This is a genomic window from Tolypothrix sp. FACHB-123 (assembly GCF_014697075.1).
Lineage (GTDB): Bacteria > Cyanobacteriota > Cyanobacteriia > Cyanobacteriales > Nostocaceae > Aulosira.
The window spans coordinates 1-13,447 of sequence record NZ_JACJRE010000062.1; the positions used below are offsets into that span (position 1 = coordinate 1).

The 13,447-nt window shown below is 40.7% G+C and carries 11 protein-coding genes; 4 read left to right on the forward strand and 7 right to left on the reverse strand.

Annotated elements, in window-relative coordinates; genetic code table 11:
- Positions 1-678: 678 nt before the first annotated feature.
- Complete coding sequence (locus H6G41_RS27905; protein WP_190750732.1) at positions 679-1,863, forward strand: NAD(P)H-quinone oxidoreductase subunit H; 1,185 nt, start codon at positions 679-681, stop codon at positions 1,861-1,863.
- 338 nt (positions 1,864-2,201) lie between these two features.
- On the opposite strand, the gene H6G41_RS27910 is transcribed toward H6G41_RS27905, so the two are convergent.
- Entirely contained in the window at positions 2,202-3,665 is a 1,464-nt protein-coding gene (locus H6G41_RS27910) for a glycoside hydrolase family 13 protein (protein WP_190750733.1), read from the reverse strand.
- Positions 3,666-4,091: 426 nt separating this feature from the next.
- Between H6G41_RS27910 and H6G41_RS27915 the strand changes: the two genes are divergently transcribed.
- From H6G41_RS27915 to H6G41_RS27925, 3 genes are all read left to right on the forward strand, one after another.
- Positions 4,092-5,819, forward strand: a complete 1,728-nt coding sequence (locus tag H6G41_RS27915; protein WP_190750735.1) for a S8 family peptidase — start codon at positions 4,092-4,094, stop codon at positions 5,817-5,819.
- Between the two features lie 117 nt (positions 5,820-5,936).
- Positions 5,937-6,188 (forward strand): hypothetical protein, encoded by a 252-nt coding sequence (locus tag H6G41_RS27920; RefSeq protein WP_190750737.1) that lies wholly within the window; start codon positions 5,937-5,939, stop codon positions 6,186-6,188.
- Entirely contained in the window at positions 6,188-6,823 is a 636-nt protein-coding gene (locus tag H6G41_RS27925; RefSeq protein ID WP_190750739.1) for a hypothetical protein, read from the forward strand. Before H6G41_RS27920 ends, H6G41_RS27925 begins: the two co-directional genes overlap by 1 nt.
- A gap of 293 nt (positions 6,824-7,116) precedes the next feature.
- Here the strand turns inward: H6G41_RS27925 and urtE are convergent, their stop codons facing one another.
- The 6 genes from urtE to H6G41_RS27955 all read right to left on the reverse strand — a co-directional run bounded on the left by urtE (position 7,117) and on the right by H6G41_RS27955 (position 13,374).
- The gene (gene urtE, locus H6G41_RS27930) at positions 7,117-7,815 is read right to left on the reverse strand and encodes an urea ABC transporter ATP-binding subunit UrtE (RefSeq protein WP_190750741.1); all 699 of its coding nucleotides are present in this window, start codon (positions 7,813-7,815) and stop codon (positions 7,117-7,119) included.
- Positions 7,816-7,887: 72 nt separating this feature from the next.
- Positions 7,888-8,634, reverse strand: a complete 747-nt coding sequence (gene urtD / locus H6G41_RS27935) for an urea ABC transporter ATP-binding protein UrtD (RefSeq protein ID WP_190750743.1) — start codon at positions 8,632-8,634, stop codon at positions 7,888-7,890.
- Positions 8,609-9,727 carry an urea ABC transporter permease subunit UrtC gene (gene urtC, locus H6G41_RS27940; RefSeq protein WP_190750745.1) on the reverse strand — a complete coding sequence of 373 codons (1,119 nt, stop codon included), beginning with the start codon at positions 9,725-9,727 and terminating at the stop codon, positions 8,609-8,611. The genes urtD and urtC overlap by 26 nt, the downstream gene beginning before the upstream one ends.
- Before the next feature lie 45 nt (positions 9,728-9,772).
- Positions 9,773-10,933 carry a branched-chain amino acid ABC transporter permease gene (locus H6G41_RS27945; RefSeq protein ID WP_190750747.1) on the reverse strand — a complete coding sequence of 387 codons (1,161 nt, stop codon included), beginning with the start codon at positions 10,931-10,933 and terminating at the stop codon, positions 9,773-9,775.
- A 229-nt stretch (positions 10,934-11,162) separates the two neighbouring features.
- The gene (gene urtA, locus H6G41_RS27950) at positions 11,163-12,485 is read right to left on the reverse strand and encodes an urea ABC transporter substrate-binding protein (RefSeq protein WP_190750749.1); all 1,323 of its coding nucleotides are present in this window, start codon (positions 12,483-12,485) and stop codon (positions 11,163-11,165) included.
- A gap of 517 nt (positions 12,486-13,002) precedes the next feature.
- Positions 13,003-13,374, reverse strand: a complete 372-nt coding sequence (locus H6G41_RS27955) for a CU044_2847 family protein (protein WP_190750751.1) — start codon at positions 13,372-13,374, stop codon at positions 13,003-13,005.
- Positions 13,375-13,447 lie beyond the last annotated feature (73 nt).

The following is a 13,447-nucleotide window of genomic DNA, read 5'->3' on the forward strand; positions in this document are numbered from 1 at the left end:
CTCGGCTTATGGATTTAGAAACTTTGAAAACTTCCGAATTAGATGCTTGTTAAACTGGCATTTTGATTGTTAGTTTAGCATAACAAGTACTAAAGAACCATAATTTTTATATTTTAATAATTGAAATTAATCAAAATTATCAATAATGTTTGCTATACAACAGCGATTAATAGCAACTTGAATTGGAATGGATGACTGTCAGAAACTATGCATAGCAATTCCAAAAGTTTGCAAAATCAATTTAATTTATATAAATAAAATATAAATTAAATATAAATTCTTCGTAGGGTGTGTTATGCCGTAGGCTAAAGACCGTCTCAAATTCAAGGTGCGTTGTGCTGCGCGACAACACACCCTACGTTACTACTCGCCAGCTGTATCCTTAAGGACGGGGAAAACTCGATCAAGCACAAACTTGGACAAATGGCTAGCTGAGTGCCCCATCAATAGTAGGCGGGCAAATTCGGGACAATCGGTGTTAGGCATTGCGTATTCCATATAATAATTGAAGAAGTGCAACAAAATTAAACATCAACCAAAATCCCTCGGCTGCCATCTTCTCTCCAACCTAACCCATTACCCTGAAGAGTCTGATTGTGGCAGACACGATAAATGGGGTCTGGTTGGCATCTACGCGATCCAAGTCTAAATTTTCATGAACGGGAGAACACATAATCTATGGCCAGAATAGAAACCCGCACTGAACCTATGGTGCTCAATATGGGCCCGCACCATCCCTCAATGCACGGGGTTCTGCGGTTAATTGTTACCCTGGATGGCGAGGATGTCATTGATTGTGAACCAGTAATTGGCTACCTGCACCGGGGAATGGAAAAAATTGCGGAAAACCGCACTACGATTATGTATGTCCCCTACGTGAGTCGGTGGGACTACGCAGCAGGGATGTTCAATGAAGCCGTTACTGTCAACGCCCCAGAAAAATTAGCAGGTATTGCCGTACCTAAACGCGCCAGCTACATCCGCGTTATTATGCTGGAATTGAACCGCATCGCCAACCACCTATTGTGGTTCGGGCCATTCCTGGCTGACGTAGGCGCACAAACTCCCTTCTTCTACCAGTTCCGCGAACGGGAGATGATTTACGATTTATGGGAAGCGGCTACTGGTTACCGGATGGTAAATAACAATTACTTCCGTGTTGGTGGTGTAGCAGTTGATTTACCTTACGGTTGGGTAGATAAATGCTCAGAATTCTGCGATTACTTGCTACCTAAAATAGACGAGTACGAAAAGTTAGTTACCAATAACCCCATTTTCCGCCGTCGGGTTGAAGGTATTGGCACAATCACCCGCGAGGAAGCAATTAACTGGGGACTTTCTGGCCCCATGTTACGGGCTTCTGGGGTGAAGTGGGACTTACGCAAAGTTGACCACTATGAATGCTACGATGACTTCGACTGGGATGTACAGTGGGAAACTGCTGGTGATTGTTTTGCCCGTTATGTGGTGCGGATGCGGGAAATGCGCGAATCTGTGAAGATTATTCGCCAAGCAATTAAAGGACTTCCTGGCGGCCCTTATGAGAACTTAGAAGCGAAGCGTTTAGCTGCTGGGAAAAAATCAGAATGGGATGCTTTTGATTATCAATATATTGGTAAAAAAGTTTCTCCTTCTTTTAAGATTCCTAAAGGTGAAATTTACGCCCGTGTCGAAAGCGGTAAAGGTGAATTAGGTATTTATTTGGTGGGTGATGATAATGTCTTCCCCGCACGCTGGAAGATTCGCGCCGCCGATTTCAACAATCTGCAAATTCTGCCCCATTTATTACGCGGAATGAAAGTAGCAGATATTGTGGTAATTCTCGGCAGTATCGATGTAATTATGGGTTCTGTGGACAGATAAATCAGTGGTTTTTAGTTGAATACAGAATCAATATAAGGGCACAATTATAAATTATATTTGTGCCCTTATTTTTATACCCAATCGTAGGGGCGGGGTTTCCCCTATTAGTATCAAATTAAGTGAGAAATAGCTTGCCTGTAGGCTTTCTCACCCGCCTGAGAATGAATTCTCAGGCTAATAGCCTAAGTCTACTGAAGTAGACTCAAGATTTTGAGGATATTTAGTCATCTTTAGATGACTTTGGCTATTAGCAAGGAACTTCAGTTCCTTGTGGTAACTGGGTTTTACCTTAAGTTGATAAGTATCGGAATCATTGAGTAATTCCCGAATTTCCAGGATTAACCTACACCTAATATGCAACCCATACGCGGATCGAGAGATAAGGAAAGCTGCTGATTTTCTCCTGCATCTTGCCATTCTACTTCGGCTTTGCCATATAAAAGTTTGTTGGGTTGAGTCTGCAAATTGCTAATGGGAATCTCTGCTTTTGTTGGTGCTGTACCTGCATTCACAGCAATAATTAATTCCTCAGTTCCTAAGGTTCTAGCAAATACGTAAAGTGTACCTTGGGCATAAAGTACTTGATAATCTCCTATCCGCAATGCTGGGTAGCTATTACGGATGGCAATTAATTGACGATGAGTATCAAGAATATCTTTATCCCAGGTTGCTTCTAAGGGAAAACCACGGCGAGAATCGGGATCTATCGCGCCAGGTAACCCGACTTCATCACCATAGTAGACGCTAGGGGCACCAGGGAAGGTGATTAAGAGTAAAGTAGCTAATTCGACACTGGCTTTATCGCCCCCAGCAATTGTCATTAACCTGGCGGTGTCGTGACTGGCGAGTAAATTTAATTGGGTTAGTTGAATTTCCCAAGGGTAAAATTCTAGTAATTCTTGAATTTTGGCGGCGTATTCCGCAGCAAATAAAGGTGGATAGGGTTGATAGTCGCGGCTTTGGACTTGTTCTAAGACTACGCGATCGCCTGCGGTAAAGGCAATGGTCGGCCCGGCAAATAAATAATTCATCACGCCGTCAAATTGCGTACCATCTAACCATTCGCGAGAATCTCCCCAAACTTCGCCCACAATATAAGCTTCGGGATTAATCGCCTTGACGCGCTGACGAAATTCTTGCCAAAAGCCAGGGGTTTTAATTTCAAATGGGACATCTAACCGCCAACCATCAATGCCGAATTTAATCCAATATTCGGCAATTTCCATAATATATTCTTTGACTTCTGGGTTATCGTGGTTAAATACAGGTAAAGCCCGATTTCCACCCCAACCTTCATAATTAGCCGGATATTCGCCATTGTAAGGAGAAACAGGCCAGCCCTCAACTTTAAACCAATTCACCCAAGGGGAATGAGGCCCATTTTCCAAAACATCGTGAAAAAAGAAAAAGCCGCGACTGGAGTGATTAAATACACCATCCAAGACAACTTTTATATTGCGTTCGTGGGCTGCGTCTAACAATTCTTTAAAAGCTTCGTTACCCCCTAATAGCGGATCTACTTGATAATAATCGTGGGTATGGTAGCGGTGATTACTAGCCGATTGAAAGATGGGTGTGAAGTAGATAGCGTTAATTCCTAAATTTTGGATGTAATCCAAACCTTCCATAATGCCCCATAAATCACCGCCTTTGTAACCTTGCAGTGAAGGCATTGCTTCCCAATCTTCCCAACGAGCTTCATGTAATAATCGTTTGCGGGGTTGCTTGCTTCTGGCAAAGCGATCGGGAAAGATTTGGTAGAATACAGCGTGTTTTACCCAGTCTGGTGTTTGAATTTGCATTGATTACTCTATTTATACCTACAGGAGCGATCGTTGCAAATCATAGCTTCTTTATGGTTCCCACCTGTGGTAGATCATTTATGGGTTTAGTCAAAAGTCCATAGTCAACAGTCAACAGTCAACAGTTCATAGTCTATAGAATTTATCAATGCCCAATGCCAAATGCCCCATGCCCAATTAATAATTCTTTATTTTTTTCTCTAGAGATTTATCTGTAATGTGGGAATTAGGCGCTGGATCAATACAAAAGTTTGGCTGAAAATGCCTTGGGCTGCTAATCAGCATTACTTACACCTGTAGATAACTGTATTGCCATAAAAATTACAAGTTAAAAAAATGACATTTTTAGTATTTATGCTAAAACAACTAAGACTACTATAATTACCGCTCTAATTCAGGACAATTACATAGAAGATGGTAAGACTTATGAGACACGATAAACTATCTCCTGGTTTGCTGTTAGCGTATGAAGATTATCAGAATGAAGGGGAACAAGCTTTAATTACCCACAGGCGATCGCTTGGTATAATTGCTCCCAAAAGTGCGGTTAAGCCGACTAAGAGTATTGTGTTTCTCTACTGCGAACCTGATGCAGATTTGAGTCATTTAGAACAGTATGGCATTCGCATCAATCAAAATTCTGGTAGTGTCCGCACGGCTTTTTTACCCATACAAGCTTTAGATGCACTATCAGAAGAGGATGTGATTCAACGCATCAAACCATCACGCAAACTCCATCTGCGGATGGATGTGGCTCCAGGTAAAGTAAAATTACCAGATTTTAAAAGCAAAACGGGATTGACTGGGAAGGGAGTCCTGATTGGCGTTATCGATAGCGGTATTGACCCCAAGCACCCCGCCTTTGCTGGACGCATTTTACGCATTTGGGATCAGACACTCCCAGGGCCGGGAGTTAAAGAAGGCGATTATGGCGCGGAATTTACTGGCGAACAAATGACTGTTTCCCAAGATACTAACGGTCATGGTACCCATGTGGCGGGTATTGCTGCGGGTGCAGATGAAAATTACCCAGGGGTAGCGCCAGAAGCAGAATTAATTATTGTTAAGTCTGACTTACAGGATGCTCATATTGCTGATGCGGTGCGTTACGTTTTTCGCGTAGCCACAGAATTAGGACGACCAGTAGTATTAAATATGAGCTTGGGCGGACATGCTGATGCTCATGATGGTAGTGACTCCCTATCACGGATTATTGATGCAGAAACTGGGCCGGGTAAAATTGTTTGCTGTGCTGCTGGTAACGAAGGAAACGATAACATACATGGTCAAGCAAGCATACCTGCACAAAAATCACGGGGTATGCGCTTTAATGTGCCCTTAAATCAAGTCGGCATCGTCTGGTTAAACGGTTGGTATGATGCTGACAGCGAGTTAGAAATCTCTGTGCGCAGTCCTAATGGTTTCGTCACTCCCTACCAAAAAATTATTGCTGATGACAATCCTACCCAGAACTATCAATTACCAGATTCCCTGGTAGAAATTGTCACACCAGCCCCAGATAAAGGTAATGGCGACCACAATTTCTTTGTACAAATTCGGGGTAATGGCCCTTCGCGTGTAATGGGTGGGATTTGGCAGTTAAGGTTGCGCAATACTAGTAACAGTGATACCCGCTTGGATGTGTGGGCGCTAGACGATCATTCCTCAGTATTTTTTACAGGCAAAAGTGTGAAAGACTGTGTAAAAATTGGCTCTCCTGGAGCGGCTAGCAGTGCGATTACAGTTGCAGCTTACACGACAAAAGTTGAGTATACAGATATTGATGGTCAAGTCCGCGATATGGGCTTAGAGTTGGATACTATCTCGGAGTTCAGCAGTGAAGGGCCATTGCGCAATGATGGACAAAAACCAGATATAGCCGCACCAGGGGCGATGATTGCTTCTGCATTGTCATCTAATGCCGATAGCGATCGCTCGATGATGATTAATTCTAAATTTGTCGTCATGGCTGGTACAAGTATGGCGACACCATTCGTTACAGGTGTTGTCGCATTATTATTACAACGCGACCCCAATCTTGACCCAGCAACAGTCAAAGATTTATTGCGTAAAAATAGCTCAATTCCTGGTAAACCTCCAGGAACCTTTGATAGTAAATGGGGTTTTGGTTTGATTAATGTTGGTAATTTGTAGTTAAAATTCACTCTAGATCCCCGAATTTTTCAAGAAATCGGGGATCTAATCAGTAAAATCATCGTCTGGAGTTGTAGTTATAAAGAAAGAAACGTTTCCCCGACTTCATCGATGATTATGCAAAAGGTGAGCAAATTACTTCCTACCTTACTCGGTGTGTTGTGCTTGTATTCACTCGGCTATGCTTATGCTAGAATAGCCGTCTTTCACGCTGTAGAAAATTACGCAGGTGCAGAAGGTAAAGGTAAACCAAGACAAGACTACATTGCTAAAAAGGATCGTACCCCTGGGGAAGGATGGGAGTACCAGTTATTTTTACCTGCGATCAAAGTTGAAGAAAGCATTGTCAATTACTTTCATAATTTGTAATGCATCGCAGACAACGCTTGATTCTCAATTTAGCGATCGCGTGTTTGCTGACAATGTTAATTATAGGCGATCGCTCCCCAAGTCCATATTTTGAATTATCTATTGCCACCACAGATGAACAATCAATAGCAGTTCCTAGACATTTGCTACATTGTCAGTTAACACAAACCCTATACTGCAAGATTCCCATCGACCATCAAGCATTGATAGTAGAAGAAATTCAACCTCCTTCCCTGAATTGTCGAGCCAGGTTTGGCAAACAAACACCTACCTGTATATGGTTCCAAGCATCAGCACTCGACGCTATTTTCATTGAAGGCTTAGAACTAACACCAATACAAATAGGATACATCAAGCATTCAATTAAACCATTGCCGACTTTGCGAATCTTTGAAAATCACGAAGTCAATGGATCTTTCTTGCTAGGTTTATTTTGGTTTTTCTCAATATTCAGTGGCTTTAATGTGGCGGAATCTGTCTTTTTTTATACGCCAAGATTTTATCGCCATAAAAATCAGCGAATCAAAACCACAGTAGTATTGATATTGAGCGCGATCGCAGGATTGGGAGTAATCTGTTTTTTATTGATAAATTTTCTCTGGTTATTATTGAAATTTGGTTATTTAGGTTGGTAAAATATTATGCTTTTAAGTTGCACAATCCATCGTCAGATCTGTTGACGGTTGAGCGTTGACAGTCAACAGCCCTTATTATTAGTTATGCAATTTAGACGCACATTAGCTTAGTACATCATTTTATTAATTCATAGCGAATTGGCTTGGAAATACTCTGCGAAACTTTGCGCTAACCTCCCTTCGGGTGAATCCTTCGGATACGCTACGCGAGCACCAGTCGCCTGTGGAGGGAAACCCTCCTGTAGCGCTGGTTCACCGCGTTCCTTTGCGTTGAAAAAGTTATGAGGTCATAATTAAACCGCTAAAAATCTTTGAATCACATCTTGACTCAATTCATCAGTTGAACCTGAAGCGACAATAGCACCTTTTTGCATAGCGTAATAATAATCAGCTTGACGGACAAAGTGTAAGTGTTGTTCTACAAGCAATACAGAAATCCCTGTAGTTTCAATAATCCGGCGAACAGCAGCTTCAATTTCCAAGATGATGGAGGGTTGAATACCTTCGGTGGGTTCATCTAAGACTAATAATTGAGGCTGTCCCATTAAAGCACGCGCGATCGCTAATTGTTGCTGTTGTCCCCCACTTAAATCGCCACCCATCCGCGCCAACATGGTTTTTAAAACTGGAAATAAGCTAAAAATCTCTTCAGAAATTTCCGGTTTTTTCAATTGTTTTTGTCTAGCTTCTAATCCCAAAATCAGATTTTCTTTCACCGTTAATCTAGGAATAATATCTCGTCCTTGAGGTACATAACCTATTCCTAACTTCGCCCTTTGGTCGGGAGTTTTCGAGTTAATTAAATTTCCTGATAAATTAATTGTGCCACTGCGGGGTTTCAGCAAACCCATAATACTTTTAAGTAATGTTGTTTTACCGACACCATTACGTCCAATGAGACATACCATTTGTCCATTAGGAACATGCAAATCTACATTCCGCAGAATATGGCTTTCACCATAGTAAACATTCAGGTTAGAAATATTGAGCATATTGGTCAGTTGTCAGTTGTCAGTTGTCAGTTGTTAACAGTCAACCATCAACGGTCAACCGTCAACATTTCACTACTCTTGCTGTTGTCCTAAATAAACCTCCACCACACGGGGGTCATTTTGCACTTCTTCAAAATTCCCTTCGCAGAGTACGGAACCCTCATGTAATACTGTGACTTTTTTCGCAATTTGGCGGACAAATTCCATGTCATGTTCAATTACTAAAATTGAATGACTCTGCGCTAATGTTAAAAGTAATTCGCCAATGTTATAGGTTTCTTCATCGGTTAAACCTGCAACAGGTTCATCAACCAGTAATAAATCAGGTGACTGTCCCACTAACATCCCAATTTCTAACCGTTGCTTTTCGCCGTGGGATAATAAAGTGGCGGGAATGTCGGCTTTAGGCGTTAATCCAATGGTTTCTAATAAACCTTTAACGCTATTTTTCTCTGTCTCAGGAGCAGCGCCAAACAATGTGGAAAAAACATTTTTCTTACGGTTACTGGTAATTTCTAAATTTTCCCTGGGCGTGAGATTCAGATAAACTCTTGGTGTTTGGAATTTTCGCCCAATACCCCGCCTTGCAATTTCATATTCGGGTAAAGAACGGAGATTTTTACCTTTAAATAAAACTCTTCCGATAGTTGGTTGAACTTTCCCAGTAATTACATCCAAAAATGTCGTTTTACCCGCACCATTAGGGCCAATTACTACTCGTAATTCGCCCACATCCATATTAAAATTTAATTGGTTGAGAGCTTTAAAACCGTCAAAACTGACAGTAACGTTTTCAGTTTCCAAGATTTTGGCGTTCATGTTGCACTTCCGGATCTTCTTCTAAGCTGGGATAGGTATAAATTTCTTGAGGACGTTTGAAAATAGCAAAGTTTTGATTGCGGAACCAGCCAACTAGTCCGTCAGGTAGAACTGTGACGACTATTAAAAACAGTGCGCCTTGGAAAAATAGCCAAATTTCCGCAAATTGTTCGCTTAAAAAAGCACGGGCGTAATTAACTAATAAAGTTCCTAAAACTGCGCCGATTAATGTTGCGCGTCCCCCTACGGCTACCCAAATCACCATTTCAATCGAAAAAGCAATATCCATTGCTCTGGGTGAGACAGAACCACTTTGTAGGGTGTAAAATGCTCCTGCAATCCCAGCGATCGCACCGGACACGGCAAAGACTAATGTTTTAAAATCTGTAGGGTTATAACCGGAAAATCTCACCCGACTTTCATCGTCGCGAATGGCGATTAACAATCTCCCAAAACGCCCGCTAGTTAACCAACGACAAACGCCGTAAGTAGCAGCGAGAAAGACTACCGTGAGGATGTAGAAAATATATTTGGTTTTGGCATCGCTGACAGTTGCACCAAATAAAGTTGTAAAATCTATCAGCCCGTTTGTACCATTAAAAAATTGTTGCTGCCCGTTAAAAAAGTTAAAGAAGACAATAATTGCCGCTTGGGTGAGAATAGAAAAGTAAACGCCCTTAATACGATTGCGAAATACTAAATACCCCAGGAACCCAGCCAGTAAACCGGGAATGATGACTACAGCTGTGACTGCGAAAGGGAAAGAATAAAAAGGTTTCCAAAACCAGGGAAGATCCGTGACACCGTATAATTCCATGAAATCAGGTAACTCACCCGATGGAATTTGCAGTTTCAGGTACATTGCGATCGCATATCCACCCAGACCAAAGAATATACCATGACCTAAACTGAGTAACCCAGTATAGCCCCAAATCAAGTCAATACCTAAAGCCACAATCGCCAGGGATAAAAACCGTCCCAGCAAATTTAAGCGAAACTCTGACAGTACTACTGGCATAATTAAGATGAGAATGAGTGCGATCGCTACCACCACCCCAACTTCAATTAAGATTAACCGTCCTCCCTTCTTCATGTTTGCGCCCTCTGATTTTGAAGCAAGATTGTGAAATACTTAAGGTTAAACATCAACAGTCCGACCTTTTTGGGGAAAAATCCCTGCTGGCTTCCACTGTAAAAATATAATAATCAGTGCGAATACCATCACCTTTGCCATACTTGTAGTCGCAAAAAAGTTCAACAAATCTGCTAAAGGTTTCACTGGTGCAAACAATAAAGCCAAGGTTCCCGAACCAATTAAAAAGTTAACTGTACCAATTCCTAAAGCCGCAACAATAGTACCAGCCAAATTCCCCACACCACCGACAACCACCACCATAAAGGTGTCGATAATATAATTTTGTCCGGTATTTGGCCCTACAGAACCTAGCAAACTAATTGCACATCCAGCTACACCAGCTAAACCAGAACCTAGCGCAAAAGTAATTGCATCAACTTTTTGAGTTGGGATACCTAAACAAGCACTCATACTGCGATTTTGGGTAACCGCCCTAATTCTTAATCCCCAACTAGAACGCTGTAAAAATAGATAAATTCCGGCGACACAAATTATTGTTAAACTGATAATAAACAATCTGGCAAATGGTAATTGTACGCCACCTACAGATATACCAGTTTGTAACCATTTAGGAGCGGTTACATCTACATTTTGTGCGCCAAACCAAGGTTGAGTTACAGCTAATTTATAGGTTTGACTTAATATCTTACCTATAGTGACTGTCACACCCAAAGATAGCAAGAAAATCACGCCGACAACCCAGTTACGCACCCTCTCTAAATTGGTGCGGGAATTTAAGAACCATAAACCCCCAAAAAATAATCCTGAAAACAAGACCAAGCCAATAATTAAAACCCAATTTACACTGCGGACAAACTGCTGAAAAATTAAACTTATTCCCCAGGTTGCGAGTAAAGTTTCCAGGGGTCTACCATAGAGATAGCGAATCACGCCCCTTTCTAAAATTAAGCCGATAAATGCAGTGAAAAAGAAAGCGATAATTAAAGCCAAAAATATATAAATTTCCCACCAAAAGCCGCCTAATTGCTTACAACCATTTTGCACTACAAAGGTTGTATAAGCCCCAAACATCATCAATTCACCATGCGCCATATTAATTACGCCCATCAAGCCAAAGATAATGGCTAATCCCAAAGCAGCAATTAATAACACAGAACCGATGCTGATACCATTAAATACAGCATCTAAAAAACCTGTTAACATTTTGATTCCCCAGCTATCAGCTTTTTGTTGATAAATGAGTCACTAGTCAGAGACGCGATTCATCGGTGATTCATTAGAGACGCGATGAATCGCGTCTGTACAATTGTTGGTTGCGTAGAGTTTTTATAGAAATTTATGGGGAATAAAGATATATCAGATCAGCCAATTCCGTCAAATTTTTCACCAATGACCAATGACCAATGACTAATGACCAATGACCAATGACTAATTAAGCCTTTTTGTACTTACCACCTTTAGCTGGATCAGACCAATCACAAGCATATCCCTTGGTTTCTTTCACAAATTGGTTCCAAGGTACAGGTTCAACTGGTGCAGGTGTAGCATAGACAATATCAAACAAACCATCATCTCTCACTTGACCAATGCGCACCACTTTAGAGATGTGATGATTAGGGCTGACTGTCACTTTTCCTTCTGGCGCATCTATGGTTTGACCATAAGCTGCTGCGCGCACTTTCGCTAAGTCAACACTACCCGCTTTTTCTACTGCTTGCTTCCACAAATAAACAGCAATATATGCAGCTTCCATTGGGTCATTTGTTACCCTTTCTGCACCATATTCTTTTTTAAACGCTTCGACAAATTTCTTATTCGCAGGAGTATCGACTGTTTGGAAATAATTCCAAGCAGCATAGTGACCTTTGAGATATTCCACACCAATGGCTTTCACTTCTTCTTCAGCAATACTTACTGACATCGAAGGATATTTATCTGGTGTTAATCCCGCACCTTTCAATTGCTTGAAGAAAGCCACATTACTATCACCATTTAAGGTGTTATAAATTACCCCACCATTGGGTAACTGTTGCTTAATTTTCGTCACAATTGGTGTAACTTCTGTGTTACCTAATGGTAAATAATCTTCACCAACTGTTTTGCCACCAAGAGCCTCTAATTGAGCTTTAATAATGGTATTAGCAGTCCGAGGAAATACGTAGTCTGAGCCGACTAAAAAGAATTCTTTGCCTTTATTTTTTAACAGCCAATCTACAGAAGGTTCAATTTGTTGATTTGGTGCCGCACCTGTGTAGAAAATATTCTTAGAACATTCTTGACCTTCATACTGTACGGGATACCACAGCATGTGGTCTTTACTTTCAAACACAGGTTTGACATTCTTGCGACTAGCTGAAGTCCAACAACCAAAAACTACAGCTACTTTATCTTGATCGATCAGCTTAGTTGCTTTCTCTCTAAAGGTATCCCAGTTAGAAGCACCATCTTCAACAATGGCTTCGATTTGTTTTCCTAAAACCCCACCATTGGCATTAATTTCTTTAATTGCCAATTTTTCCGCATCAACAACGCTTTTTTCGCTAATAGCCATTGTGCCACTCAGCGAGTGCAAAATCCCGATTTTAATTTTATCGCCAGTAGCAGCCACAGGGGAAGCATTGGGACTATTTGCACTAGTGGGACTGGGACTATTTGTACTGCTGGGAGATTCATTAGCGCAAGCTTTGAGAAAGATACTGGTACCAATCGTTGCGGAACCGTAAATCAAAAACCTACGTCGGTTAAGTCTACTCATATATTTGTGAATTTTCTCTCAATGAAGAATCAGCTAGCTCCTAGAAATTTAACCAGCGCAAGCTTTAAACTGTGATATTAGTTTGATATTTAACCACTAAATTGTTATTTAGGATACTAAATTCCAGTTTCTTTACTAGAAAAATAATTTATATTGCGTTAAATAACAATTTTCAACAAATGCGTATAAAACTTTATTAGGTTTTTAAGTAACATCTAAAATACTAAAGCGGTTCTCGTAGAGTAAAATATAACTTTTTATAGCTTTAATTTCCGAATTTGTAGCTATGTCGGGTTAAACATAAAATATCCCAATTTAGCAGTAACTGAGACATCTAAGATCTCAGGATGTGTTTTGTTATATCACTTGTATAATTTGTAGTTAAAATATAACATTTATATAATTATTTAAGTCTGTATGCAGCTAGATTGTCGGAACCAAACAAATTTAATTTAGTTAGTGATTATAGGCAGAGCGATCGCTCTACCTGAATTTCTGATAAATACTGAATTTTTGTCTACTGAGAACCAGTTTTTTGTTTATTAGGAAATTTACACTTCACTTCAACTTCCAAATTACTTTCAGCAGAACCTTCTGTAATATAAGGAATGCCAGCTTTGCCACCCATTTTAATTCCAAATTTAAGGGTGATTTCCTCAATTTCAGCTATATTGAAGTCTTTAAACGCACTGAGGGCATACATAGTATAGCCACGAATCATTTGTCGGGCTTGTTGCATCCGCGTGATTGCATCTGTCCGTACATCCTTATATTCTATGCCGTCATCCTCCTCCTCAATCTCCGGTGTGATTTCAGTGGCTGAGAGATTAACCTCAATTTCACCGATTTCTCCATCAGCTTCAAAAAATAGACGCTGTACTTCTAACATAGGCAGCCTCAACTAAACATTTAGTTTTGTGTCCGGAAAATTTCAACCTACTTGCGGAATAACTTGGATGTGA

What these genes read in the sequence shown, in the direction of transcription:
- H6G41_RS27905 (WP_190750732.1), top strand. Translation starts at nt 679, where the DNA reads ATGGCCAGAATAGAAACCCGCACTGAACCTATGGTGCTCAATATGGGC.
- H6G41_RS27910 (WP_190750733.1), bottom strand. Translation starts at nt 3,665, where the DNA reads ATGCAAATTCAAACACCAGACTGGGTAAAACACGCTGTATTCTACCAA.
- H6G41_RS27915 (WP_190750735.1), top strand. Translation starts at nt 4,092, where the DNA reads ATGAGACACGATAAACTATCTCCTGGTTTGCTGTTAGCGTATGAAGAT.
- H6G41_RS27920 (WP_190750737.1), top strand. Translation starts at nt 5,937, where the DNA reads ATGCAAAAGGTGAGCAAATTACTTCCTACCTTACTCGGTGTGTTGTGC.
- H6G41_RS27925 (WP_190750739.1), top strand. Translation starts at nt 6,188, where the DNA reads ATGCATCGCAGACAACGCTTGATTCTCAATTTAGCGATCGCGTGTTTG.
- urtE (WP_190750741.1), bottom strand. Translation starts at nt 7,815, where the DNA reads ATGCTCAATATTTCTAACCTGAATGTTTACTATGGTGAAAGCCATATT.
- urtD (WP_190750743.1), bottom strand. Translation starts at nt 8,634, where the DNA reads ATGAACGCCAAAATCTTGGAAACTGAAAACGTTACTGTCAGTTTTGAC.
- urtC (WP_190750745.1), bottom strand. Translation starts at nt 9,727, where the DNA reads ATGAAGAAGGGAGGACGGTTAATCTTAATTGAAGTTGGGGTGGTGGTA.
- H6G41_RS27945 (WP_190750747.1), bottom strand. Translation starts at nt 10,933, where the DNA reads ATGTTAACAGGTTTTTTAGATGCTGTATTTAATGGTATCAGCATCGGT.
- urtA (WP_190750749.1), bottom strand. Translation starts at nt 12,485, where the DNA reads ATGAGTAGACTTAACCGACGTAGGTTTTTGATTTACGGTTCCGCAACG.
- H6G41_RS27955 (WP_190750751.1), bottom strand. Translation starts at nt 13,374, where the DNA reads ATGTTAGAAGTACAGCGTCTATTTTTTGAAGCTGATGGAGAAATCGGT.